19 protein-coding genes, 1 tRNA gene and 1 pseudogene are annotated in these 22,196 nt (G+C 70.1%); 15 read left to right on the top strand and 6 right to left on the bottom strand.

The window, feature by feature from the left end; all coding sequences use genetic code 11:
• Window positions 1-4 precede the first annotated feature (4 nt).
• Window positions 5-958, top strand: a complete 954-nt coding sequence (argC, locus tag E5843_RS08070) for an N-acetyl-gamma-glutamyl-phosphate reductase (protein WP_136412353.1) — start codon at window positions 5-7, stop codon at window positions 956-958.
• A gap of 42 nt (window positions 959-1,000) precedes the next feature.
• Window positions 1,001-2,320: an argininosuccinate lyase gene (argH, locus tag E5843_RS08065; RefSeq protein ID WP_136412352.1), complete on the top strand. Its 1,320-nt coding sequence runs from the start codon at window positions 1,001-1,003 to the stop codon at window positions 2,318-2,320.
• 177 nt (window positions 2,321-2,497) lie between these two features.
• Here argH and E5843_RS08060 read toward each other — a convergent pair whose 3' ends face one another.
• On the bottom strand, window positions 2,498-2,896 hold the full coding sequence (locus E5843_RS08060; RefSeq protein WP_136412351.1) for a surface-adhesin E family protein: 399 nt from the start codon (window positions 2,894-2,896) through the stop codon (window positions 2,498-2,500).
• 118 nt (window positions 2,897-3,014) lie between these two features.
• Here E5843_RS08060 and E5843_RS08055 point away from each other — a divergent pair, with 118 nt between their 5' ends.
• Window positions 3,015-4,574: a GGDEF domain-containing protein gene (locus E5843_RS08055; protein WP_244240747.1), complete on the top strand. Its 1,560-nt coding sequence runs from the start codon at window positions 3,015-3,017 to the stop codon at window positions 4,572-4,574.
• Between the two features lie 39 nt (window positions 4,575-4,613).
• On the opposite strand, the gene pgaD is transcribed toward E5843_RS08055, so the two are convergent.
• The 5 genes from pgaD to E5843_RS08030 form a co-directional block, all read right to left on the bottom strand.
• A complete protein-coding gene (pgaD, locus tag E5843_RS08050; RefSeq protein WP_134673506.1) occupies window positions 4,614-5,054 on the bottom strand; it encodes a poly-beta-1,6-N-acetyl-D-glucosamine biosynthesis protein PgaD in 441 nt (146 codons plus the stop codon).
• A complete protein-coding gene (gene pgaC / locus E5843_RS08045; RefSeq protein ID WP_425478412.1) occupies window positions 5,051-6,304 on the bottom strand; it encodes a poly-beta-1,6-N-acetyl-D-glucosamine synthase in 1,254 nt (417 codons plus the stop codon). The genes pgaD and pgaC overlap by 4 nt, the downstream gene beginning before the upstream one ends.
• A gap of 8 nt (window positions 6,305-6,312) precedes the next feature.
• Window positions 6,313-8,196, bottom strand: a complete 1,884-nt coding sequence (pgaB, locus tag E5843_RS08040) for a poly-beta-1,6-N-acetyl-D-glucosamine N-deacetylase PgaB (RefSeq protein ID WP_141065884.1) — start codon at window positions 8,194-8,196, stop codon at window positions 6,313-6,315.
• Window positions 8,193-10,142, bottom strand: coding sequence for a poly-beta-1,6 N-acetyl-D-glucosamine export porin PgaA (gene pgaA, locus E5843_RS08035; RefSeq protein ID WP_141065883.1), 1,950 nt, complete (start codon window positions 10,140-10,142; stop codon window positions 8,193-8,195). The genes pgaB and pgaA overlap by 4 nt, the downstream gene beginning before the upstream one ends.
• A 268-nt stretch (window positions 10,143-10,410) precedes the next feature.
• Window positions 10,411-10,487: transfer RNA gene (locus tag E5843_RS08030), tRNA-Pro, on the bottom strand.
• Between the two features lie 122 nt (window positions 10,488-10,609).
• Here E5843_RS08030 and hisS point away from each other — a divergent pair.
• The 12 genes and pseudogenes from hisS to hisIE all read left to right on the top strand — a co-directional run bounded on the left by hisS (window position 10,610) and on the right by hisIE (window position 22,180).
• Window positions 10,610-12,022, top strand: coding sequence for a histidine--tRNA ligase (gene hisS, locus E5843_RS08025; RefSeq protein WP_141065882.1), 1,413 nt, complete (start codon window positions 10,610-10,612; stop codon window positions 12,020-12,022).
• 39 nt (window positions 12,023-12,061) lie between these two features.
• A complete protein-coding gene (locus E5843_RS08020) occupies window positions 12,062-13,966 on the top strand; it encodes an HAL/PAL/TAL family ammonia-lyase (protein ID WP_141065881.1) in 1,905 nt (634 codons plus the stop codon).
• Window positions 13,963-14,334: a hypothetical protein gene (locus E5843_RS08015; RefSeq protein WP_134673500.1), complete on the top strand. Its 372-nt coding sequence runs from the start codon at window positions 13,963-13,965 to the stop codon at window positions 14,332-14,334. The genes E5843_RS08020 and E5843_RS08015 overlap by 4 nt, the downstream gene beginning before the upstream one ends.
• Before the next feature lie 229 nt (window positions 14,335-14,563).
• Window positions 14,564-14,890: a YerC/YecD family TrpR-related protein gene (locus E5843_RS08010; protein WP_134673499.1), complete on the top strand. Its 327-nt coding sequence runs from the start codon at window positions 14,564-14,566 to the stop codon at window positions 14,888-14,890.
• Window positions 14,891-14,900: 10 nt separating this feature from the next.
• Window positions 14,901-15,815: an ATP phosphoribosyltransferase gene (gene hisG, locus E5843_RS08005; RefSeq protein ID WP_141065880.1), complete on the top strand. Its 915-nt coding sequence runs from the start codon at window positions 14,901-14,903 to the stop codon at window positions 15,813-15,815.
• Window positions 15,812-17,140, top strand: coding sequence for a histidinol dehydrogenase (gene hisD / locus E5843_RS08000; RefSeq protein WP_136412343.1), 1,329 nt, complete (start codon window positions 15,812-15,814; stop codon window positions 17,138-17,140). Before hisG ends, hisD begins: the two co-directional genes overlap by 4 nt.
• Window positions 17,137-18,204 (top strand): annotated as a pseudogene (hisC, locus tag E5843_RS07995) (histidinol-phosphate transaminase); the annotation flags it as partial. The gene hisD and the pseudogene hisC, both read left to right, overlap by 4 nt.
• 77 nt (window positions 18,205-18,281) lie before the next feature.
• A complete protein-coding gene (gene hisB, locus E5843_RS07990; protein WP_136412341.1) occupies window positions 18,282-19,409 on the top strand; it encodes a bifunctional histidinol-phosphatase/imidazoleglycerol-phosphate dehydratase HisB in 1,128 nt (375 codons plus the stop codon).
• A complete protein-coding gene (hisH, locus tag E5843_RS07985; RefSeq protein WP_136412340.1) occupies window positions 19,406-20,005 on the top strand; it encodes an imidazole glycerol phosphate synthase subunit HisH in 600 nt (199 codons plus the stop codon). Before hisB ends, hisH begins: the two co-directional genes overlap by 4 nt.
• Entirely contained in the window at window positions 20,002-20,754 is a 753-nt protein-coding gene (gene hisA / locus E5843_RS07980; protein WP_141065879.1) for a 1-(5-phosphoribosyl)-5-[(5-phosphoribosylamino)methylideneamino]imidazole-4-carboxamide isomerase, read from the top strand. Before hisH ends, hisA begins: the two co-directional genes overlap by 4 nt.
• On the top strand, window positions 20,748-21,563 hold the full coding sequence (hisF, locus tag E5843_RS07975) for an imidazole glycerol phosphate synthase subunit HisF (RefSeq protein ID WP_141065878.1): 816 nt from the start codon (window positions 20,748-20,750) through the stop codon (window positions 21,561-21,563). The genes hisA and hisF overlap by 7 nt, the downstream gene beginning before the upstream one ends.
• Window positions 21,560-22,180 carry a bifunctional phosphoribosyl-AMP cyclohydrolase/phosphoribosyl-ATP diphosphatase HisIE gene (hisIE, locus tag E5843_RS07970; RefSeq protein WP_136412339.1) on the top strand — a complete coding sequence of 207 codons (621 nt, stop codon included), beginning with the start codon at window positions 21,560-21,562 and terminating at the stop codon, window positions 22,178-22,180. Before hisF ends, hisIE begins: the two co-directional genes overlap by 4 nt.
• Window positions 22,181-22,196 lie beyond the last annotated feature (16 nt).

Raw genomic sequence — 22,196 nt, 5'->3', positions numbered from 1 at the left:
CGACATGAGCCAATCCGTACGTACCGTCGGCATCGTCGGCGCACGCGGCCATACCGGCGCGGAGCTGATCCGGCTGGTCCACGGCCATCCGTCGCTGGAGCTTGCCTTCGTCTCGTCGCGCGAACTCGACGGCCAGCGCGTGGACGCGCAGGTCGCCGGCTACGCCGGTGAGCTGCGCTACGGCAACTTCGGCGCCGATGCGGTGCCCGGGCAGGGCGCGGATGCGGTGGTGCTGGCGCTGCCAAACGGCAAGGCCGCGCCATTCGTCGCCGCGCTCGACCGCGATGCGCCGGAGACGGTGGTGGTCGACCTGTCGGCCGACTACCGCTTCGACGACAGCTGGTATTACGGGCTGCCCGAGCTCACCCGCGGGCGTTATGACGGCCAGCGCCGGATCAGCAACCCCGGCTGCTACGCCACCGCGATGCAGCTGGCGATCGCGCCGCTGCTGGGCCTGCTGGACGGTCCCGTGCAGGCCTTCGGCGTGTCCGGTTACTCCGGTGCCGGGACCACGCCATCGGACCGCAACAACATCGAGCTTCTGCGCGACAACCTGATGCCGTATGCGCTGGCCGGGCATATCCACGAGCGCGAGGTGACGCGCCAGCTGGCGACTGCGGTGGAATTCATGCCGCATGTCGCCGCACACTTCCGTGGCATCACACTGACCGTCAACGCGCACCTGTCGGCTCCGGTGGACGTGGACGCGCTTGCTGCGCGTTACCGCGACCGGTACGCGGACGAGCCTCTGGTGGAGATCGTCGATGCCGCACCGTGGGTGAGCGGCATCGCCGGGCACCATGGCGCACGGATCGGCGGCTTCACCGCGAGCGACGACGGCCGTCGCGTGGTGGTGGTCGCCACGCTGGACAACCTGCTCAAGGGTGCCGCCACCCAGGCGCTGCAGAACCTCAACCTCGCCTTCGGTCTCCCGGAGACCGCGGGCATTCCGCTCTAGGCACGGCACGCGCCGCTCCGCCCGGCAACAGGAACCCCAACGATGTCCGACCTCCTCTGGCAGAAACCCGGCGTCGCCGTCGACGCGCAGATCCAGGCCTTCCTCGCCGGCGACGATGTGCTGCTGGACCGCGAGTTCTTCCTGCACGATATCGCCGCCAGCCGCGCGCATGCGCAGGGCCTGCAGCGCATTGGCATCCTTTCTGCCGACGAACTGCAGGGGCTGGAAGCGGAACTCGACCAGCTCGCCGTGGACTTCGGCGGTGGTGACTTCATCCTCGATGCGCGCTACGAGGATGGTCATTCGGCAATCGAGGCGCGGCTGGTCGAGCGCCTCGGCGATGCCGGCAAGAAGGTCCACACCGGCCGCAGCCGTAACGACCAGGTGCTGGTCGCCACGCGCCTGTGGCTGAAGGAGAAGCTGGCCCGCGTGGCCGCGCTTTCGCAGCAGACCGCCCGCATTGCGCTCGACCGCGCGCAGGCCGAAAAGGACCTGCCGCTGCCCGGCTACACCCACCTGCAGCGTGCGGTGGTGTCGTCGGCGGGGATGTGGTGGGCCGGCTGGGCGGAGGCGTTCATCGACGACGCCCGGCGTGCGCTCGACACGCTGGCGCTGGTCGACGCCAATCCGCTCGGCACTGCCGCCGGTTACGGCGTGAACCTGCCGCTGGACCGCGAGCACACCACCGCCGCGCTCGGCTTTTCACGCATGCAGGTCAGCCCGATCTACGCGCAGCTTTCGCGCGGCAAGTTCGAACTGGCCGCCCTGGAAGCCCTCGGCTCGGCCACCCTCGACCTGCGCCGCCTTGCATGGGACCTGTCGCTGTTCACCGCGGCCGAATTCGGCTTCGTGGCCCTGCCGGCGCAGTACACCACCGGCAGTTCGATCATGCCGAACAAGCGCAACCCCGACGTCGTCGAACTGATGCGCGCCACCCACGCCAGCGTGGCCGCCGCGCGCACCGAGATCGAACAGCTGCTGTCGCTGCCCTCCGGCTACCACCGCGACCTGCAGGCGTCCAAGGGCGCGATCTTCCACGGCTTCGGTCGCGGCCTGGCCGCGCTGGAGCTGCTGCCGGCGCTGCTGTCCAACCTCGAATGGAAGCCCGGCGGCATGCGCGCGGCGATGGATGCGGGCATGTATGCCACCGACGTGGCGGTGGAGCAGGCCGCCTCCGGGGTGCCGTTCCGCGATGCCTACCGCGCGGCGGCGGCATCGATGGAGCAGGCGGGGGAGGGACGCACGCCGGAAGCCAGCCTGGCCGCGCGCGTCTCGCCCGGGGCGGCGGCGAACCTGCGGCTGGACGAATTGCGCGCGCGGCTGGACGCGCTGGAGGTGCCGGGCAGGGTCGCGCACGGCTGAGTGCGCCATGCGGGGCCTCGTCCGGATGTCGCCGGGCTTCCGGATTGCGACCGTCGGCTTCGCCGCGCGACGCTCGCGCGATTCGACCCATACCGGCCGGGGGCTGTGTGGCAGGCACCTTCTCCGGAGGAAGGTGGTGCGGGGGACCGGATGCGGGGCTCTGCCGCCGCCGCGCCGCTAGCCGCAGACCTGCTCGGCCACCGCCTCCATCGTGCTGCCCTGGCGGATCGGCTCCATCCGCGGTGCGTCGTACGCCTGGCGCCGCAGCACCCGGCCCGAGGCATCGTGATACCCGGACTCCAGCACGCCACTGCTGCGTGTCCCGCAATCGACCCGCGTCAGTGTCACCGCCTGGTGTGCGACCTGGCCGGCAACCACGCGCCCGGCGTCGGGCCCGAACAGATAGCGCACCCACACCTGCACCTGCTCGCCGCTGCCGCTGATGGCGTCGGCGTCGATCTCGACCACGGTTTCGCCCGGTGTGGTGGCCACATGCAGCCAGCGCGCCGCCTGGGCCGTGTGCGCCACGGTGACCAGCAGGGCCAGCGATGCAAGCAGGGGCGGCAGTCGCGTCATCGTTCGCACCAGGATGAAATACGCCGAGTCTAGGCCGCGGCCACGGCGGCACAACCCGGGCGCGCCCGGGCCGGCTCAACTTCAGCGGTGGGCGGCCGATAGCCGAGGGCCTGCCGCCATGCGGCGACTCCGCCGCCACGCACTGGCCATCGCCATGCCCGATCCCGCCAACAGCACCCGCAGCCGCCCCGGCAGCGCCATGTCCACGCGGCGCGCCGAGCCCATCGGCAGCACCGAGCTGCGTGCGCTGTTCGCCCCGGCCGACCAGCCGCCGCTGCTGCTGGCCGCATTCGCCGATGGCATGGCCGGGCTGCATGACGAACTCGGCGATATGGGGCGCTACCTGCAGGCGGCCTGCGCGGCCGGGGACTGGGTCGGCTACGGCCGTTCGATGCGGCAGCTGATCGACAAGTACATCCGCTGCATCGAACTGGAACCGGCGTCGGCCACCGATGCCGAGCGCCTGCGCGAAGCACTGCGGCAGGTGCTGGGCGTGGCGATGGGTGCGTTGCTGCAGCGGGCGCCCGCTCTTGCCGAGGAATCCGGGGCGCTCGCCACCCGCGTGCGCGAATGGCGCCCCGGGCAGGATCTCGGCGCGCTGACACGGCAGCTGGCCGGCCTGTGCACGCGCGTGGGCCTGTACGCGGAAGACGCCGACGAGCAATTGGCGATGCTGGTGGGCCTGTTCGAGCTGCTGCTGGAGAACATCGGCGAACTGCTCGACGAGCGCAGCTGGCTGCACGGGCAGATCACCCGCGTGCGCGGGCTGCTCGGCGGGCCGATGGACCGGCAGTCGCTGCAGTCGGCCCGCGCCGAATTGCGGGACGTGATCTACCGCCAGGGGCTGCTGCGACAGGGCATTGCCGATTCGCGCAGCGCGATGAAGGACATGATGGCCGCCTTCGTGGAGCGGCTGGACGGCATGGCGGTGGACACCGGCGAGTTCCACGACCGCATCACCCGCCACGCGCTGCGCGTGCGCGAGGCGCGCAGCATCACCGACCTCCAGCACATGCTCGACGACGTGCTGGTCGACACCGCCCGCGTGCAGGCGCAGGCCCTGCGTGCCCGCGACGACCTGCTCGCCGCTCGCCATGAAGTCGAGGCGCGCGAACGGCATATCCAGCAGCTGGAACAGAAACTGCGCGACGCCGCCGGCAAGGCCCGCGAGGACCAGCTGACCGGCTGCCTCAACCGTCGCGGGTTCGAGGAGCGCTTCGACGCCGTTGCCGCGGCCGCACACGATGGCCGCCCGCTGTGCCTGGCCATGCTCGACCTCGACGATTTCCGGGCACTCAATGCCGCCCATGGCCATCTCGGCGGCGATGCCGCCCTGCGCCACGTGGTGGAGGTCGCGCGCCTGACCCTGCGTGCCAGCGATGTCATCGCGCGCTTCGGTGGCGAGGAATTCGTGGTGCTGATGCCGGAGACGCCCCTGCCGGAGGCACTGGCCGCGCTGGCCCGGCTGCGCACCGTGCTGCAACACCGCGCACTGCAGCACGAGGGTGCGCGGATCACCATCGCCTTCAGCGCCGGTGTCGCGCTGTCGGCGCCGGGCGAGGCGCTGGATGCCCTGCTCAAGCGCGCCGACCTCGCCATGTACCAGGCCAAGCGCGCGGGCAAGGACCGGAGCATCGCCGCCGACGACGCACCCGGTCCCGGGCCCGGACGCACCTGAGAGTCGGCCCCCGCGCCGGTTCCACGAGATCGCGGGCAGTCAGCCCGCGGTATCCACCCCTGTCGGATTCGCATCCTGGTCCAGCGCGACCCGGGTGATGCGACCGCTGCGCATCCTGGCGGCCAGCGCCGCGCTGACGCCCAGCCCGGCGCTCACGGTGTCGGCGTGCACCTCGGAGCGGCGCTGTCGCCGGTCTTTCTTCGAGAACCGGATGCGGTTGTATTCCGCCCAGCCGATCAGCAACACGCCACACCCGAGCGCGATCGCGGGTACCCACAGCAGCAGGAAGGCGTCCACTTCGTGCTGTTTCAGGTAGATGTGGGAATACGCAGTCCGCACGCCCGCGTACCAGGCCACCGCGGTGAGCAGCGGCAACCACAGCGAAGCGTAGACGGCCCAGGCGGCGGCGGTGAGTGCGCTGGAGGCGACCTGTCTTCCGCGGCTGCGCTGCCGGCGGTGGTCGATGATGGGAGGCGTCATGCGGTCACTCCCCGGTCCGGGCTGACCCAGGCCGCGCGCCGTGGCCGATGCAGGAGTGTGCGCGGAAGCGCGACGACCGCGGTCAGCATGCCCAGCATCCAGAACGCGATGGGGTACCAGATCACCCAGTAGAAGTGGCGGCCCATCTTCTCTTCGTAGCGGCGCTCGATCATCAGGCTGGTGGCGAACTGCAGCATGCATACCGTCGCCAGCATCACCCCGTGCCACCGCGGCAGGATGCTCTCCACGTGCCAGGCCGGCGGCAGCTGGACGAACTGGCCCACCAGCCAGAGCACGATGATCGCCAGCATGATGTAGGCCCACGTCAGGCTCAGCATGTACTCGGCCAGCACACCCCACAGGCGGCGCTTCTTCCAGGCAAGGACATTGCGGCCATGGTCCAACAGGACCTCGACGCCGCCACAGGCCCAGCGCAACCGCTGCGACCACAGTCCGCGAATGGTTTCCGGCATCAGGATCCAGCACATCGCGTTGGGCTCGTAGCGGATGTCCCAGCCGGCGAGCTGGAGCCGCCAGGAGATGTCGATGTCCTCGGTGACCATGCGGTCGGACCAGAAGCCGACCTCGTGCAGTGCGGTGCGGCGGAACGCGCAGATCACTCCCGACACGGTGAACAGCCGGCCATAGGTGCGCTGCGCGCGCTTGATCAGCCCGATGATCGCGGAGTACTCGCCGATCTGCATGCGGCCCATCAGCGTGGTGCGGTTGCGGATGCGTGGATTGCCGGTCACCGCGCCGACCCGTGGTCCGCTGACGAGATGGCCGACCATCCAGCGCACGGCGTGCGGATCGGCCGTCGCGTCGGAGTCCACGCACACCAGGTAATCGGACCGGGCCGCAAGCGTGCCCATCCGCAGCGCATTGGCCTTGCCCTGGTTGCGCGACATGTGCACCACCCGCAGGCGCGGGTGTTCGGCCACCAGCGCATCGAGCAGCTCCGGCGTGCGGTCGTCGCTGCCGTCGTTGATGGCGATGATCTCGAAGTCCGGGTACTCCTGTGCGCTCAGCGCCTGGATGGTCTCGGCGATATGCGCTTCCTCGTTGAAGCAGGGCACCAGGATCGACACGAACGGCGTATCGGCCATCGGCGGTGGCGCATCGTGCAGTGGACGTTTGCGTTCGCGGCGCAGGTAGTAGTACAGGCCGCCGGTCATCCAGAAGCAGGCCATGACGATCGGGTAGAAGAACGCGAAGTTGAACAGCCAGCGCGCCCACGGCAGGGAAGTCATGTCCATCCTCAGCGCTCCAGGTAGGGGAATTCGCGCGCGGACACTGCCTCGCGCGAGTCGGGTAATGGCGGGTGTGCACCGACGAAATCGTCGGGGTAGTAGCCGAGGTGGCGGATGCCGGCTGCGAGCAGCAGCCGGGTCTGTGCACGCAGGGTTTCGCCGTGCAGCGGCGCGGGAAGCCGCCAGTCCACGGTCTGCAGCTCGAACAGGGTCCCCTCGGCGCCACCCGGCGTCGCCACCACCGTGGCCGCGAGCCTGCGCAGCCAGGCCTCGGGATCGGCGGCGTCCTCGAGCTGCGGCATCGCCATCAGCGCGGTGTAGTCGTAGGCGGCGAGGAAGGGCTCCAGGCGCTGCGCGAACCACGCTTCAGACCCGGGCTCGAGCACCGGCCGCGCGAACAGGTTGCGCGCGGTGGCGAGCTTCGGCCGCCAGCGTTCCGCGGCGCTCTGCAAGGCAAGCGTGAAATCGATCAGGCCGCGGGTCCGCGCAGCGGCAACGCCGCCACCGTAATCGGGAATCTCGTCGTCGCGCAGGTAGGCATCGTCGTGGAACAGCAGGCCGTCGAAATGGCTGCTGGTGGCCAGTTCGGCATAGATGGCGGACACCACCTCGAGGGTGCGCGGGTCGCCCGGGTCCAGCCGCGGGATCTCGTCGGCGCCGGTGGCCCGGATCTGCAGTTCTTGCAGCAGCGCGGTGTCGGCGAGCTCGAAGCCGAGCACCGGCATCCACGCGAACACACGGACCTGCGCACGCGTGCGCAGCTGCCAGGCCACCCGGTTGAACAGGTCGGCGCGTACCGGCATGTGCCGGCTCGGGAAATACACCGCTTCCGCGGCCCCGTCGCCGTCGGGATCGGAGAACGCCTGCAGGAACACGTGGCTGGGGCGGATGTCATGGATGCGCTGCACCAGCGCGTCGACGTTACGGACCACCTGCGCCGGGTCGTCGTCGTACACATGGTCCAGGTCCACCTGGATCGCGCGCACGCCGTCCAGCGACAGGTCGCGACGCAGTTCGCCGGCGAAGTCGCGCACGTCGGGGTTCCGGTACACCAGCAGGCGCGCCAGGCTCGCAAGCGAGGTCTGTTCCACACCCTGCTCACCCTGCAGCCCGAGGTCGGCCCCCTGCGCGCGACCTTCGAGATCGAAGGACAGCGTCATGCCGAGGTCGCGGGCGATGCCGTTGGCGACGTCGTTGTAGGCGGCATAGGGCCAGACGACCACCTGCGGCGCCTGTCCGACATGGCGCGCGATGAGATCGCGGCTGGTCCGCAGGTCGGCCTCGATGCGGGCATGCCAGGCCTCGGCGGTTTCGTAGCCGTCGCGTGGCGACCAGATCCGCGTCACCGCGGCAGGAATCTGGTTGCCGAACGGGTTGCCATCGACGCCGCGATGCAGGTCGTGGCTGTGCGATGCGATCTCCACCAGGCCGCTGTCGTGCATCTCGCGCAACTGGGCCCAGGTCAGGAAGTCGTCGCCGGTGTAGTCGCGCGGCCCGTAGCGCACCGCCTGTCCCTCCGGCAGTTCGACCCAGGACGTCACCGGCGCCACCAGTGCCGGCCAGCCATATGCACGCAGCAGCGGAAAGACATGGGTGTAGACGCTGCGCAGCCCGTCGTCGAACGTGAGCAGCACGGCCTTGTCGGGCAACGTGCCACTCCCGGCACGCGCGTCGATCACCGCCTGCGCGCTCACCGCCTGGTAACCGTGGGCACGCAACCAGTCGAGGTGCTGGGCGAAATTGCCGGTCGACACCGCATGCGGATCCGGGTCGCCCTTAGGGGCGACGTCGTCGCGGATGTCGTGATAGCTGAGCACCAGCAACGAGCCGCGCGCCGGCGTCGAACAGAGGAGCAGGCCCAGCATCAGGGCGGCGATCCAGTGGAGCTTCATCGGGCGGTTCCCCAGTGCAGTGCGACGTCAAGGGCGATGCGTTGCTCGCGCACGCCGTCATAGACCGGCCGCGACCAGGCGATGCCGTATTCGAACTGGCGGCCGTCGCGGCGCCACAGATGGCGATAGGCCACCGCAGGCACCCAATGGGTACCTGCATCGCGTTGCCAGTACGGCCCGGCCGCGAGTTCCAGCCGCTGCTGGAACGCGGTCTCGTAGCGCCGCCAGGCGATATGGTCCAGGCGGACACCGACCGTTGCCGAGGCATCGCGCTCCGGGTTGAAGTAGCCGGCCGCGCTGCCGCGCGAGCCGCGGCCGGCATAGGCCGACGCGAGCCCGTCCACCAGCAGGTGCGGCCGCGACAGCAGGCGACGGGCCAGGTTCGTGCCAAACAGGTCGCGGGTGTTGCCATCGTCATAACGCAGCCGCATCAGCCGCGCATCCACGGCGAAGGTGTCGCTGGGCGCATGCGAGAGCGAGAGGCTGGCGGCATCGGCCGCGATGCCGAGCCGACGGGCCTGCAGCGAGGTGTCGCGGGCATTGCGCGCAACCGTGGCACCGGCACGCCAGGCATCGTTGAAGCGCCAGTCGGCGCCAAGCGTCCACGTCGCGCCGCCGGAGGACACCGTGCCGCTGCTCCCGCCCAGCGTGGCCCAGGCGCCGAGCCGGTCGTGCCGGTACCAGCCGCCCACGCCGGCCGCGCGGTGGCGTATGCGGCCATCGTCGAAGTCGGCCTGGTCCTGATGGGCGAACACGCCGACCCGCCAGCGGTCGTCGAGCAGTGGCGAGCGCACCTGCAACGACCAGCCGCGGTCGCGGGTGCCCAGCGGCGACAGGGAGGTGCCTGCCGAGCGCTGGTCGCTGCGGCCGTGATGGGCGAGGAGGGTCGCCTGTATTCCGCGATGGTGGCGGAGGTCGCGTTCGACACGTTCGAGCCGCGGATCCTCCGGATGGGTCTGCTGCAGGTCCGCAAGTGCAACCCGGGCGGCGCCGACGCGGTCCAGCGAGGTCAGCGCCGACACCCGGCCGGCCATCGCGTCGCGATCGTACGGGTCGAGCGTCAACGCCATCCCGTACCGCTCCAGCGCCGCTGCCGGGCGCATGCGGCGCGACTGCACCGAGCCGACAGCGCCCTGCAGGCCGGCATTGGCCGGGCCAATGGCGGCCAGTGCCTGCAGCATCTCTTCCGCGCGCGCGTTGTCGTTGGCGTAGGAGTGGGCAAGCGCATGGTTGAGATCGGCGCTGTAGCGGTCCCAGTTCTCGTAACCGGTGACCGCACCGGGATGCCGCGGCCATGCCTCCTGTGACGCGGCCAGCGTTGCGAACAGCGGCAGCGCACGGTCGAAGCGTTCGGCCTCGATGAGCGCGTAGCCGAGCAGGATGCGTGCGTTGACGTCCTGCGGTGCGTGGGCGATCGCGGCCTCGAGCAGCGGGATGGCGTCCTCCGGTCGCCGCAAGGCAAGCAGCGAATCGCCGACCGTGGCGAGGATGTAGGCGGGCACCTCGATGCCTTCGTCCAGGAGCGCCTGATAGCCGCGCACCACTTCTTCATGGCGCTGCAGGTGGTTCAGGGCGGACAGCGCATCGACCCGCAGGCGCGTGGATTCCCACGTGGTCTGGCGGGGCGACTCGCGCTGCAGTGTTTCCAGTGCGGCGAGTGCGGCCCGGCTTTCATCCAGGCGCTGCGACGGATGCACCGCGGTCGCGCGGCTCCAGCCGATGCGCCGTGCGATCGCGTCGCCCTCGAGGCGTTCGCGCTCGTGGTCGGCGAAGAGCTGCGGCCGTTCGGCCATGGCTTCGGCGGCCAGCCCCGAGGCGCCCAGCGCATCCAGTGCGAGCACGCGCAGCCTGAAGGCGTCGTTGTCGGCCCGGTCGGCCAGCAAGCGACGCTCGGCGTCGGCCAGGTCGCGTCTGGCGTTGGCGATGGGGTCCGCCGGGGGTGGCATGGCCCGCACGTCGGCTGCCGCACGCCCCTGTGCGGCCAGCGCGGACGGGAAGAGCGTGGCGGCTATGACGACGGGCAGGAGCGAACGGCAGAACCGGCTGCTTGGCACGATGCGGCATCCAACTGGAAGGGATGTCGATCGCAAGGACCGCGCCGACGCCTGCACAGTAGGGCTGCGCTTGTCAAGGCCGCGTGGGGGTCAAAACCGTGACGGAGAGCCCAGAACAGGAAAGCCGCCTCGAGGGCGGCTTCTGTATTGCCTGTTTCATTGGTCGGGGAGACAGGATTTGAACCTGCGACTTCTACGTCCCGAACGTAGCGCTCTACCAGGCTGAGCTACACCCCGACTGAGCCGCGCATTCTAGGGATCCGTGGAGAACTCGGCAAGGGGGTCGTACGCAACCGGCCGACTCGACGGGGCGAACCGCTAGACTGTCGCACTGCCTTTTTGCACTGCCGGAGCCTGCCTTGATCAAGCCGCGTACCCCCGCCGGAGTCATGGAACTGTTGCCTCGCGAGCAGATCGCGTTCCAGCGCATGCTGGACGTGATCCGCCGCAATTACGAGCGCTTCGGCTTCCTGCCCGTGGAGACGCCGGTGTTCGAGCTGTCCGACGTGCTGCTGACCAAGTCCGGCGGCGAGACCGAGCGCCAGGTGTATTTCGTGCAGTCCACCGGCGCGCTGGCCAACGCCGCCGCCGAAGGGGAGGGCGCCGGGTTGCCGGAACTGGCACTGCGCTTCGACCTCACCGTGCCGCTGGCGCGTTATGTCGCCGAGCACGAGCACGAGCTCAGCTTCCCGTTCCGCCGCTACCAGATGCAGCGCGTCTACCGTGGCGAACGCGCGCAACGCGGGCGGTTCCGCGAGTTCTACCAGTGCGACATCGACGTCATCGGCAAGGACAGCCTGAGCATCCGCTACGACGCGGAGATCCTCGCGGTGATCCACGCGGTGTTCTCCGAACTCGGGATCGGCGGCTTCGCGGTGCAGCTCAACAACCGCAAGCTGATGCGTGGCTTCTTCGAGGCGCAGGGCGTGACCGACGCGCAGCAGCAGGCGCTGGTGCTGCGCGAGGTCGACAAGATCGACAAGCGCGGCGCCGACTACGTGCGCGAAACGCTGGCCGGCCCGGAGTTCGGCCTGCCGGCGGATGCCGTGCAGCGGATCCTCGATTTCGTCGAGGTGCGTTCGCAGTCGCATGCCGACGCGCTGGCGCGGATCGACGAGGTGCTGGCAGGTGCGGGCGACGACGCCAGCGAGGCCCTGCGCACGGGCGCCGCCGAGCTGCGCGAGGTGCTGGAGCTGGTGCGCGCGCTGGGCGTGCCCGAATCGGCCTACCGGCTGAACTTCTCCATCGCCCGCGGCCTCGACTACTACACCGGCACCGTCTACGAGACCACGCTCACCGACCATCCGGAGATCGGTTCGATCTGTTCCGGCGGCCGCTACGAGGACCTCGCCAGCCATTACACGAAGTCGAAGCTGCCGGGGGTGGGCATCTCGATCGGCCTGACCCGGCTGTTCTTCCAGCTGCGCGATGCCGGGCTGATCGAGGGCATCGGCGACAGCAGCGTGCAGGCGATGGTCGCGCTGATGGACGATGCCTCGCTCGACGATGCACTCGAACTCGCCCGCCGGCTGCGTGCCGGCGGCATCAACACCGAGGTGCAGATGGAGCCGCGCAAGCTCGGCCGCCAGTTCCAGTACGCGGCGAAGGCGGGTGTCCGCTTCGTGGTGCTGGCCGGCGACGATGAGCGCGCGCGCGGCGTGGTCGCGGTCAAGGACCTGCTGCGCGAACAGCAGTTCGAGGTTGCACGCAACGAATGCGCCGAGGCCTTGCGCGTCGAGCTCGAACAGACCCGCGCGCTTGCCGGGCGCTGACGGCGCGCACGCCGTCAATGATCACAGGGGACGAACACGATGAAACCGATCCATCTCGATGGCAGGTCGCTGACCCGGACGCAGCTGGTGATGGTCGCCGAGGGTGCGCCGGTCGAGCTGGATGACGGTGCGTTGCGGGCGGTCGCGCGCGCGGCGGCCTTCCTGGCCGAGCAGGTCCGCCGTGAGGAGCCGATCTACGGCGTCTCTACCGGTTTCGGCAGCAATGCCGACAAGCTGCTCGGTGCGCATCCGCTGCGCGACGAACTGCCGGGCGCGACGCCCTCGGGGCGTTCGCTGCATGCGGAACTGCAGCGCAACCTCATCATCACCCATGCGGTGTGCGTGGGTGAGCCGATGTCCGCGGACGTGGTCCGCGCGATGCTGTGCATCCGCATCAACACGCTGCTGCGCGGGCATTCGGGAATCCGGGTGGAGACCCTGCAGGCGCTGACCGCGATGCTCAATGCCGGGGTGGTGCCGGTGGTGCCGTCGCTGGGCTCGGTAGGCGCCTCGGGTGACCTCGCGCCGCTCTCGCATCTGGCGATCGTGCTGCTGGGTGGTGGCGAAGCCTTCCTCGATGGCGAGCGCATGCCGGGTGGCGAAGCGCTCGCGCGTGCCGGCCTGCGGCCGGTGGAGCTGTCGTACAAGGAAGGGTTGGCGCTCAACAACGGCACCGCGCAGATGGTGGCGATGGGCGTGCTGGCGTTGCACCGGCTCGAGGACCTGCTCGATACCGCCGACCTCGCCGCGGCAATGACCATCGATGCGTTCGCCGGCCGCCTCGGCGCCTTCGATGCCGACGTGCACGCGCTGCGGCCGCATCCCGGCCAGGTCGAGGTGGCAGCGCGGCTGCGCGCATTGCTGGACGGCTCGACGCTTGCCGACATCGCCTACCACCTGGTGCCGAAGTTCCGCTTCTGGCAACCCGAAAGCTGGGATACGCCGGACGCGCAGGCGCTGCGTTTCGACATCGGCTGGGACTGGGTGGCCGCCAACCAGCGCCATGGTCGTGAGAAGTTCTACCAGCGCTTCAAGCCCTTCCGTGGCGGCAAGAAGCACCAGCCGCAGGACAGCTATTCGCTGCGCTGCATCCCGCAGGTGCACGGCGCGGTGCGCGATGCCGCCGCGCATGCCGCGCGGGTGCTCGACATCGAGCTCAACGCGGTCACCGACAACCCGCTGGTGTTCCCCGACCGCGAAGCAGACCACGTCGAGGAGCAGGTGATTTCCGCCGGCCATTTCCACGGCATGCCGCTGGCGCTGGCGTTGTCCGCGGTGAAGGCGGCGATCCCGGTGCTGGCGTCGATCTCGGAGCGTCGGCTCAACAAGCTGGTCGATCCGTCCACCAGCGATGGCCTGCCGGCCTTCCTGATCGGCAACGAGGACGGCACCGAATCCGGTTTCATGATCATCCAGTACACCGCGGCGGCGATCGTCAACGACCTCGCCACGCGCGCACACCCGGCCAGCGTGTACTCGGTTCCGACCAGCGCCAACGCCGAGGACCACGTGTCGATGGGTGCCAACGAGGCGCGCCATGTGCTGGCGATGGTGGCCGACCTCGGCAAGGTGCTGGCGCTGGAACTGCACACCGCCGCGCAGGCGCTCGATTTCCGTCGCGACATGATCAATGCCGCGTGTGATCTTGCGCGTCGCAGCGACGCCACCGCGTTCGCCCTGAAGGTGCAGGGCGCACCCGCGGAGGGTCACCCGGACCGTGCGCGCTTCCTGGCCGAGGTGGAGGCCCTGCGCGAGGAACTCGCCGTCTCCGAACCGTTCCAGCCGGGGCCTGCCGTTGCTGCCGCGCATGCGGTGTTGCGCGAGCGCATCGCCTTCCTCGATCGCGACCGCGCGCTCGACGGCGAGGTGGCGGAAGCGGTGCGTCTGGTCACCAGTGGCACGCTGCTCACGGCCGCCCACCAGGCGGTCGGGCAGGCCGGATGAACCTGCCGCTGCATTACGGCTGGCTGGGCGCGCTGGAGGCCGGACTCATCGCGCTGGCGGTGGGGATGCTGCTGTTCGCGCTGTTCCACGTGCTGGCACGGAAGTTCGCCTGGAACGAAGGCCACTCCATCGGCTGGAGCTGCGTCGCCGCGGTGGCGATCGCCGCCGGCATCGACATCTGGAACCTGTTCTACATGGGTGTCGTACGGCTGGAATCGCCGGTGTATGCGCGCATGTTCCTGCAGAAGATCCACGACGCGAACAACCTCGGCATCCGCGTGCTGATGGAGGTGCTGGGCGCCATGGTCGGCGTGGCACTGGCGTGGATGATCGCGCACCGGCGGAGTTCGCTGCCCGCGGAGCACTGAGTCGGCTCCACCGCCGCTCCGCCTGGCTGCCCGCAGTCGGGTGCACCCCGGGACTGTTGCTCCGCACTGGCCCAGCCCCAGACCGCGGACGCAAAGGCCGGGACTTCACGGCTCCTGCCAGTCGTTTCCCGCCCACCTCCCGTAGCGAACCCTGACTGGCATGCAATGCGCGCATTGACGCGGGGCTTTCGATCGGCATAATGCGCTAACGCGTTATTACATTAGCTCGATGAAACAGCGACCCGATCCCCTGCCGCGTTACGACATCGAAGCCTCCATGCAGGGGTTGGCCGAGGCGTTCGCCTCGCTGCAGAACGCGGAGGAAGTCGCCGCGTTCCTGCGTGACCTGTGTACGCCGGCCGAACTCGAGGCCATGTCGGACCGCTGGAAGGTGGTGCCGCTGCTGCTCGAGGGCGTGCCGTACCGCGAGATCCACGAGCGCACCCGCGTCAGCGTGACCACCGTCGGTCGCGTCGCACGCACGCTGGGCCACGGCGAGGGCGGCTATGCCGCCGCCGCGCGTCGCCAGTTCCCGCACCTCGTTCCCTCCCATTGACCGGACCCCCATGAGCCCGACCGCCCCCGCGGCGGTGCGCGACCGTCTGCGCATTGCCATCCAGAAAAGCGGCCGCCTTGGCGAGCCGTCCCGTGCCCTGCTTGCCTCCTGCGGCCTCGACTTCCGCGAGAGCCGCGACCGCCTGTTCTGCTACGGCGAGACGCTGCCGATCGACCTGCTGCTCGTGCGCGACGACGACATCCCGGGCCTGCTCGCCGATGGTGTCTGCGACCTCGGCATCGTCGGTCGCAACGTGCTGGCCGAGCAGGCGGCCGGGCGTGCGGCCGAGTCGCTGCCCGAGGTCGCGCGCGAGCTGCGCACGCTGGGCTTCGGCGGCTGCCGGCTCGACATCGCCGTGCCCGATGGCTGGGACTGGAACGGTCCGGCCCAGCTCACCGGGCGGCGCATCGCGACCAGCTATCCGCACCTCGTGCGCCAGTGGCTGGAGGGGCAGGGCATCGCCGCCGACGTCGTGCTGCTGTCGGGCTCGGTGGAGATCGCGCCGCGGCTGGGCCAGGCGGACGTGATCTGCGACCTGGTGTCGAGCGGCGCCACCCTGGCCGCCAACCAGCTGCGCCCGGTGCTCACGCTGCTGCAGAGCGAGGCGGTACTCGCCGGTCCCGTGCGTGCGTTCACCGATGCCCGCGCGGAGCTGATGGCCCTGCTGCTGCGGCGCATGGACGGCGTGCTGCGGCTGCGCGACAGCCGCCTGCTGATGTTCCAGACCACGCGCGAGGCCGTCCCCGCGCTGATGAAGCTGTTGCCCGATGCCGAGCCGCCGACCGTGATGCAGCTTGATGGCCAGGACACGCTGGCGTTGCAGACGCTGTGCCGCGGCACCATGACCTGGCAACGGCTGGAAGACCTGCGCCAGGCCGGCGCACGCGGACTGATGGTGCTGCCGGTCGAGAGGACGCTGGCATGAACGCCTGCGTCGACACCGCAGGGACCGCGCAGCGCGTGCGCTGGTCCGCGCTGGACAACGCAGAACGCCTGCGCGTACTGCAGCGGCCGGTCCGCGACGGGGCACAGGCACTGGCGCAATCCGTCGCCGCCATTGTCGACGAGGTGCGGCGTGATGGCGACGCCGCGCTGCGCGCGATCACCGCACGGCTGGATGGCGTCGAACTGCAAGCGTTCGAGGTCGGCGAGGCCGAGTTCGCCGCCGCCGAGGCGATGGTCCCCGTGGCCCTGCGCGAGGCGATGGCCCGCGCGGCCGCGCGCATCGAGGCCTTCCACGCGCCGGGCGGCCTGCAGGAATACAGCGTCGAGACCGCGCCCGGCGTGGTCTGCGAACGGCTGGTGCGGCCGATCGCCCGTGTCGGCCTGTACGTGCCGGCCGGCAGTGCGCCACTGCCCTCAACCGCATTGATGCTCGGTGTGCCGGCGCGTCTTGCCGGTTGTGCGCAGGTGGTGCTGTGCACGCCGCCACGTCGCGATGGCAGTGCTGATCCCGCCGTGCTGGTGGCCGCGCGCATGACCGGCGTGCATCGTGTGTTCAAGCTCGGCGGCGCGCAGGCGATCGCAGCGCTCGCGCTCGGTACCGCCGAAGTGCCGGCATGCGACAAGGTGTTCGGGCCGGGCAATGCCTGGGTCACCGAGGCCAAGCGTCAGCTTGCGCAGGCGGGTGACGTCGCCATCGACCTGCCGGCCGGTCCGTCAGAAGTGCTGGTGATCGCCGACGCCGGCGCCGACGCGGAGTTCGTCGCCGCCGACCTGCTGTCGCAGGCCGAACATGGCCCGGACTCTCAGGTGCTGCTGGTCTCGGATGCGCCGGCGCTGCTGGCCGCGGTGGAAGCGGCACTGGCACGTCAGCTCGAAGCGCTGCCACGCGCCGACATCGCGCGGCAGGCCTTGCAGCGTTCCCGACTGGTGGAGGTCGAAGACCTTGAGGATGCATTCGCGCTGTCCAACCTCTACGCGCCGGAACACCTGATCCTCGCCCTGCGCGAACCGCGCCGCTGGCTCGGCCGCGTCACCTCGGCCGGCTCGATCTTCCTCGGCGACCACACGCCCGAAGCGCTGGGTGACTACTGCAGCGGCACCAACCACGTGCTGCCCACCGATGGTGCCGCGCACGCGTGGAGTGGGGTCAGCGTGGCGGCGTTCCAGAAGACCATCAGCGTGCAGGCCGCCACGCCGGCCGGCGTCGCCGCGATCGGCCCGGATGCGGTGACCATCGCCGCAGCGGAAGGGCTGGAAGCGCACGCCAACGCGGTGCGCCGGCGGTTGCCGGAGGCACGGGCATGAGCGTGCTCGACCTGGTGCGCGAGGATCTCCGCGATTTCGCCGGCTACGGTTCGGCACGCAGCACCCGTCTGCAGGGCCGCGACTGGCTCAATGCGAACGAGGCGCCGTGGCCGAACGCCGCGGACGTGGATGGTGCGTGTCGGCGCTATCCCGAACCGCAGCCGCAGGCGCTGGTCGATGCGCTGGCCGCGCTGTACCGGGTGGATGGCGCGCAGCTGCTGGTCGGGCGTGGCAGCGACGAGGCCATCGACCTGCTGGTACGCGCCACATGCCGCCCTGGCGTGGACGCCGTGCTCGCGACGCCACCGGTGTTCGGCATGTACGCGGTCGCGGCGCGGCTCCAGGGCGCAGCATTCGTGGAAGTGCCGCTGGTCGAGGGTGCCGGCGGCTTCATGCCGGACCTCGTGCGCGTGGTCGACATCGCGCGCGAACGTCGGGCGCGGATCGTGTTCCTCTGTTCGCCGGCCAACCCCACCGGTGCAGCGATCGCAGCGGAGGCGATCGCACGGGTCGCCGAGGCCCTGCGCGGGCAGGCACTCGTGGTGGTGGACGAGGCCTACGCGGAGTTCTCCTCGCAGGTATCGGCGCTGGGCCTGCTTGCAGCCCACGAGAACCTTGTCGTGTTGCGCACCCTGTCCAAGGCGCATGCGCTGGCGGGGGCACGGGTCGGCGTTGCCATCGGCCACCCGCAGCTGATCGCGCTGCTGCGACGCTGCCAGGCGCCGTATCCGTTGCCGGTGCCATCGGTGGCGCTGGCCTGCGCGGCGCTTTCGGCTGGAGCACTGTGCGAAACGCAGCGCCGCATCGAAGCGGTATGCAGCGAGCGCACCCGGCTGTTCGACGGATTGCTGCGGGCGCCGGGCGTGCGTCGGGTCTATCCATCCGACGGCAACTTCCTGCTGGTGCGCTGCATCGATGCCGAAGGTGCGTTCGCAGGCCTGCTCGCCGCAGGAATCGTCGTACGCGACCAGCGTGGTGCGGCGCAGCTCGGTGACGCGCTGCGGATCAGCATCGGCACACCGGAACAGAACGACCGGGTGCTCGACGTGTTCGGCGCCCCCCGTGATCAGCAGTCGGTGACCAGCAGCGCGCAATGCATGGAGGCCGGCGCCCAGCGGCTGCCCGGCGAAGGAGCTTCCCGATGAGTACGCCGATCCTCTTCGTCGACCGCGACGGCACGCTGATCGAGGAACCCGACGACTTCCAGATCGATGCCTACGGAAAACTGCGGCTGTTTCCGGGTGTCATCCCGGCATTGCTGAAGCTGCGCGATGCCGGCTGGGAATTCGTGATGGTGACCAACCAGGACGGCCTGGGCACCGAGGCGTTCCCGCAGGCCGACTTCGACGGGCCACATGCGCTGATGCTGCAGATCTTCGAAAGCCAGGGCATCCGGTTCCGGGAAACGCTGATCGACCGCAGCTTCGCCAGCGAAGGCCTGCCGACGCGCAAGCCCGGAATCGGCCTGGCGATGCACTATCTGCATGATCGCGGCATCGACCTTGCGCGCTCGGCGATGGTCGGCGATCGCGATACCGACATCGCCTTCGCCGCCAACATGGGCATCCGCGGCTTCCAGCTGCGCACCCCGCAGTTCGGCGGCGAGTGGGACTGGGCGGGCATCGCGCACGCGCTGGTGGACGCGCCGCGCACGGCACGGGTGCAACGCACCACGCGCGAGACCTCGATCCGCGTCGCGCTCGACCTCGACCTCGCCGGCGAACCACGCGTCAGCACCGGTCTGGCGTTCTTCAACCACATGCTCGACCAGCTCGGCAAGCATGGCGGCTTCGCGCTGGAGATCGAGGCGCAGGGCGACCTGCATATCGACGAGCACCACACCGTCGAGGACACCGGCCTCGCGCTCGGACAGGCCTTGCGCCAGGCGCTGGGGAGCAAGCGCGGAATCGGCCGCTACGGCTTCGATCCGCCGGACGATCCGTTGCCCGCAGCAAGCGGGCCGCGGGCCGGCTTCACGCTGCCGATGGACGAGACCCTGGCGCGGGCCGCACTCGACTTCAGCGGCCGCGCCTACTTCGTGTTCGATGGCGAGTTCCGGCGTGAGCGTGTCGGTGATCTACCGACGGAACTGGTCGCGCACTTCTTCCGTTCGCTGTGTGAAGCGGCCGGCCTCAACCTGCACCTGCAGGTGCGTGGCGACAACGACCACCACAAGATCGAGGCGATGTTCAAGGCCGTGGCGCGTGCGCTACGACAGGCGCTGCGGCGCGAGGGTGCCGGCCTGCCCAGCACCAAGGGAGTGCTCTGATGCGGCTCGCCGTGGTGGATGCCGGCGGGGCCAACCTCGGCTCCGTGGTGTATGCGCTGCAGCGACTGGGCGTGGAGCCCGAGCTCACCACCGATGCGGCGGTGCTGCACGCGGCCGACCGCGTGATCCTGCCAGGCGTGAGCACCGCGGCCACGGTCATGCGCCGGCTGTGCGAGCTGGCACTGGTCGACGCGCTGCGCGAACTGCGCACGCCGCTGCTGGGTGTCTGCGTCGGCATGCAGTTGCTGTTCGAGCACTCCGCCGAAGACGACACCGCCTGCCTGGGCCTGCTGCCCGGCAGGGTGACGCGCCTGCGCGAAGGCGAGGGCGTGCGGGTGCCGCACATGGGCTGGAACACCCTGGCCCCGGTACGGCCCTCGCCGCTGGTGGCGGGGATCGGTGCTGGCGCACAGGCCTATTTCGTCCACAGCTATGCCGCACCGGTCACCGACGACTGCGTGCTGGCCTGCACGCATGGCGACGCGTTCGCCGGCGTCGTGCAGCGCGGCAACGTGGCCGGCGCGCAGTTCCATCCGGAACGCTCCGCCGACGTCGGCGCACGCCTGCTGCGCAACTTTCTCGAGAACGGGCTGTGACCTCCAACGACTTCACGATCTATCCGGCAATCGACGTACGCGAAGGGCGCGTGGTCCGGTTGCGCCAGGGCGACTACGCCCGCGAGACCCGCTATGCCGACGAACCGATCGCGGTGGCGCGCGACTACGCGGCGCAGGGCGCACGATGGCTGCACCTGGTCGACCTGGATGCCGCGCGTGTCGGCCACTACACGCTTGCGCCGTTGTTGCGGGCGATCGTCGCCGCTACGGACTTGCGTGTGCAGACCGGTGGTGGCGTGCGCTCGCGCGACGACGTTGCCGCGCTGCTCGACGCCGGCGCCACGCGGGTCGTGGTCGGTTCGCTGGCGGTGCGTTCGCCGGAGCTGGTCGAAGCCTGGCTGCTGGAGTTCGGCGCCGACCGCGTCACCATTGCACTGGATACCCGCCGCGACCCTCGTGGCGTGTGGCGCCTGCCGGTGCATGGCTGGACCGAGACCGGTGGCGAAACCCTGGACGCGCTGTCCCTGCGTTACGCGCAGGCGGGGCTCGTGCACCTGCTGAGCACCGACATCGACCGCGACGGCATGCTGGCCGGGCCCAACCCCGCCCTGTATGCGCACCTGCGCGATCTTGCGCCCGCGCTGTCGGTGCAGGCATCGGGCGGCGTGCACCGGCTCGATGACATCGCCGCCGCGCGCGCGCAGGGCTGCGCCGGCATCGTGCTCGGTCGCGCGCTGCTCGAGGGCCGGTTCACCGTGGCCGAAGCACTGGACGTCGCGCCATGCTGAGCCGACGCATCGTGCCCTGCCTGGACGTGCTCGATGGACGCGTGGTCAAGGGCGTGCGCTTCCGCGACCACGTGGACATGGGCGACATCGTCGAGCTGGCGATGCGCTATCGCGACGCCGGCGCCGACGAACTGGTGTTCTACGACATCGCCGCCAGTCCGCAGGGACGCTCGGTGGATCGCGAGTGGATCCGCCGCGTTTCGCGCCTGCTCGACATTCCGTTCTGCGTGGCCGGTGGCATCCGCGACGTGGCCACTGCACGCGCGGTGCTGCAGGCCGGCGCCGACAAGATCTCGATCAACACACCCGCGCTCGAGCGGCCGGCACTGATCGGCGAACTCGCCAGCGAGTTCGGGGTGCAGTGCGTGGTCGTGGGTGTGGATTCGGTGCGCGAGGCGGACGGCGAATGGCGCGTGCGCAGCCACACCGGTGACCCCGCAAGGACGCGCGCGCCCGGGCGCCGCACGCTCGACTGGCTGCTCGAGGCACAGGCGCTCGGCGCCGGCGAGATCGTCCTCAACTGCATGGGCAGCGACGGCGTGCGCAACGGCTACGACATCGAACAGCTGCGTGCCGCGCGCGCGGTCTGTCGCGTGCCGCTGGTCGCGTCGGGTGGCGCCGGCACCGCGGCGCATTTCGTCGACGTGTTCCGCGACGCGGATGTGGATGCAGCCCTCGCCGCCAGCGTGTTCCACAGCGGCACGGTGCTGATCCCGGAACTCAAGGTGCATCTTTCCGATGCGGGCATCGCGGTGCGACCTGCGCCCGCAGCCCGCGACTCCACTGCCGGGGAGGGCGGCAACATATGACCACCACGATCGACATCGACAGCCTCGACTGGAACAAGAGCGGCGGGCTGCTGCCTGCCGTGGTGCAGGACGCCGACAGCCTGCGCGTGCTGATGCTGGGCTATATGGATCGCCAGGCGCTGCAGGCGACGTGCGCGACGCGGCAGGTGACGTTCTTCAGTCGCAGCCGTAATCGCCTGTGGACCAAGGGCGAAACCTCCGGCAACACGCTGGAGCTGGTCGCCATCGAAACCGACTGCGACAGCGACGCCCTGCTGGTGCGTGCGCGGCCGCGTGGCCCGACCTGCCACCTCGGGCGCGCCAGCTGTTTCGTGGACGCACCGCACGACGTGATGGCCGCGCTCGATGCGCTGGTCGCCTCGCGGGTGGATGCGCCCGCCGATGCCAGCTATACCGCACGACTGTTTGCCGGCGGCGTGCGCCGCATCGCGCAGAAGGTCGGCGAGGAGGGTGTGGAAACCGCGCTGGCCGCGGTCGCCGAGGGTGACGGTGCGTTGCTCGGCGAGGCCGCGGATCTGCTCTACCACCTCGTCGTGCTGTTGCGCGCACGCGGCCTCGGTTGGGCGGACGTGCAGCGCGTGCTGGCCGCACGCGCCGGGGCCGCATCAGGCGGCTAGCGCTACAATGCGGCGT

This window comes from Luteimonas yindakuii (genome assembly GCF_004803715.2).
In the GTDB taxonomy this organism is placed as follows: Bacteria; Pseudomonadota; Gammaproteobacteria; order Xanthomonadales; family Xanthomonadaceae; genus Luteimonas; species Luteimonas yindakuii.
The sequence above is the reverse complement of the archived record's forward strand: the minus strand, read 5'-3'. Positions and strand labels throughout refer to the sequence as shown.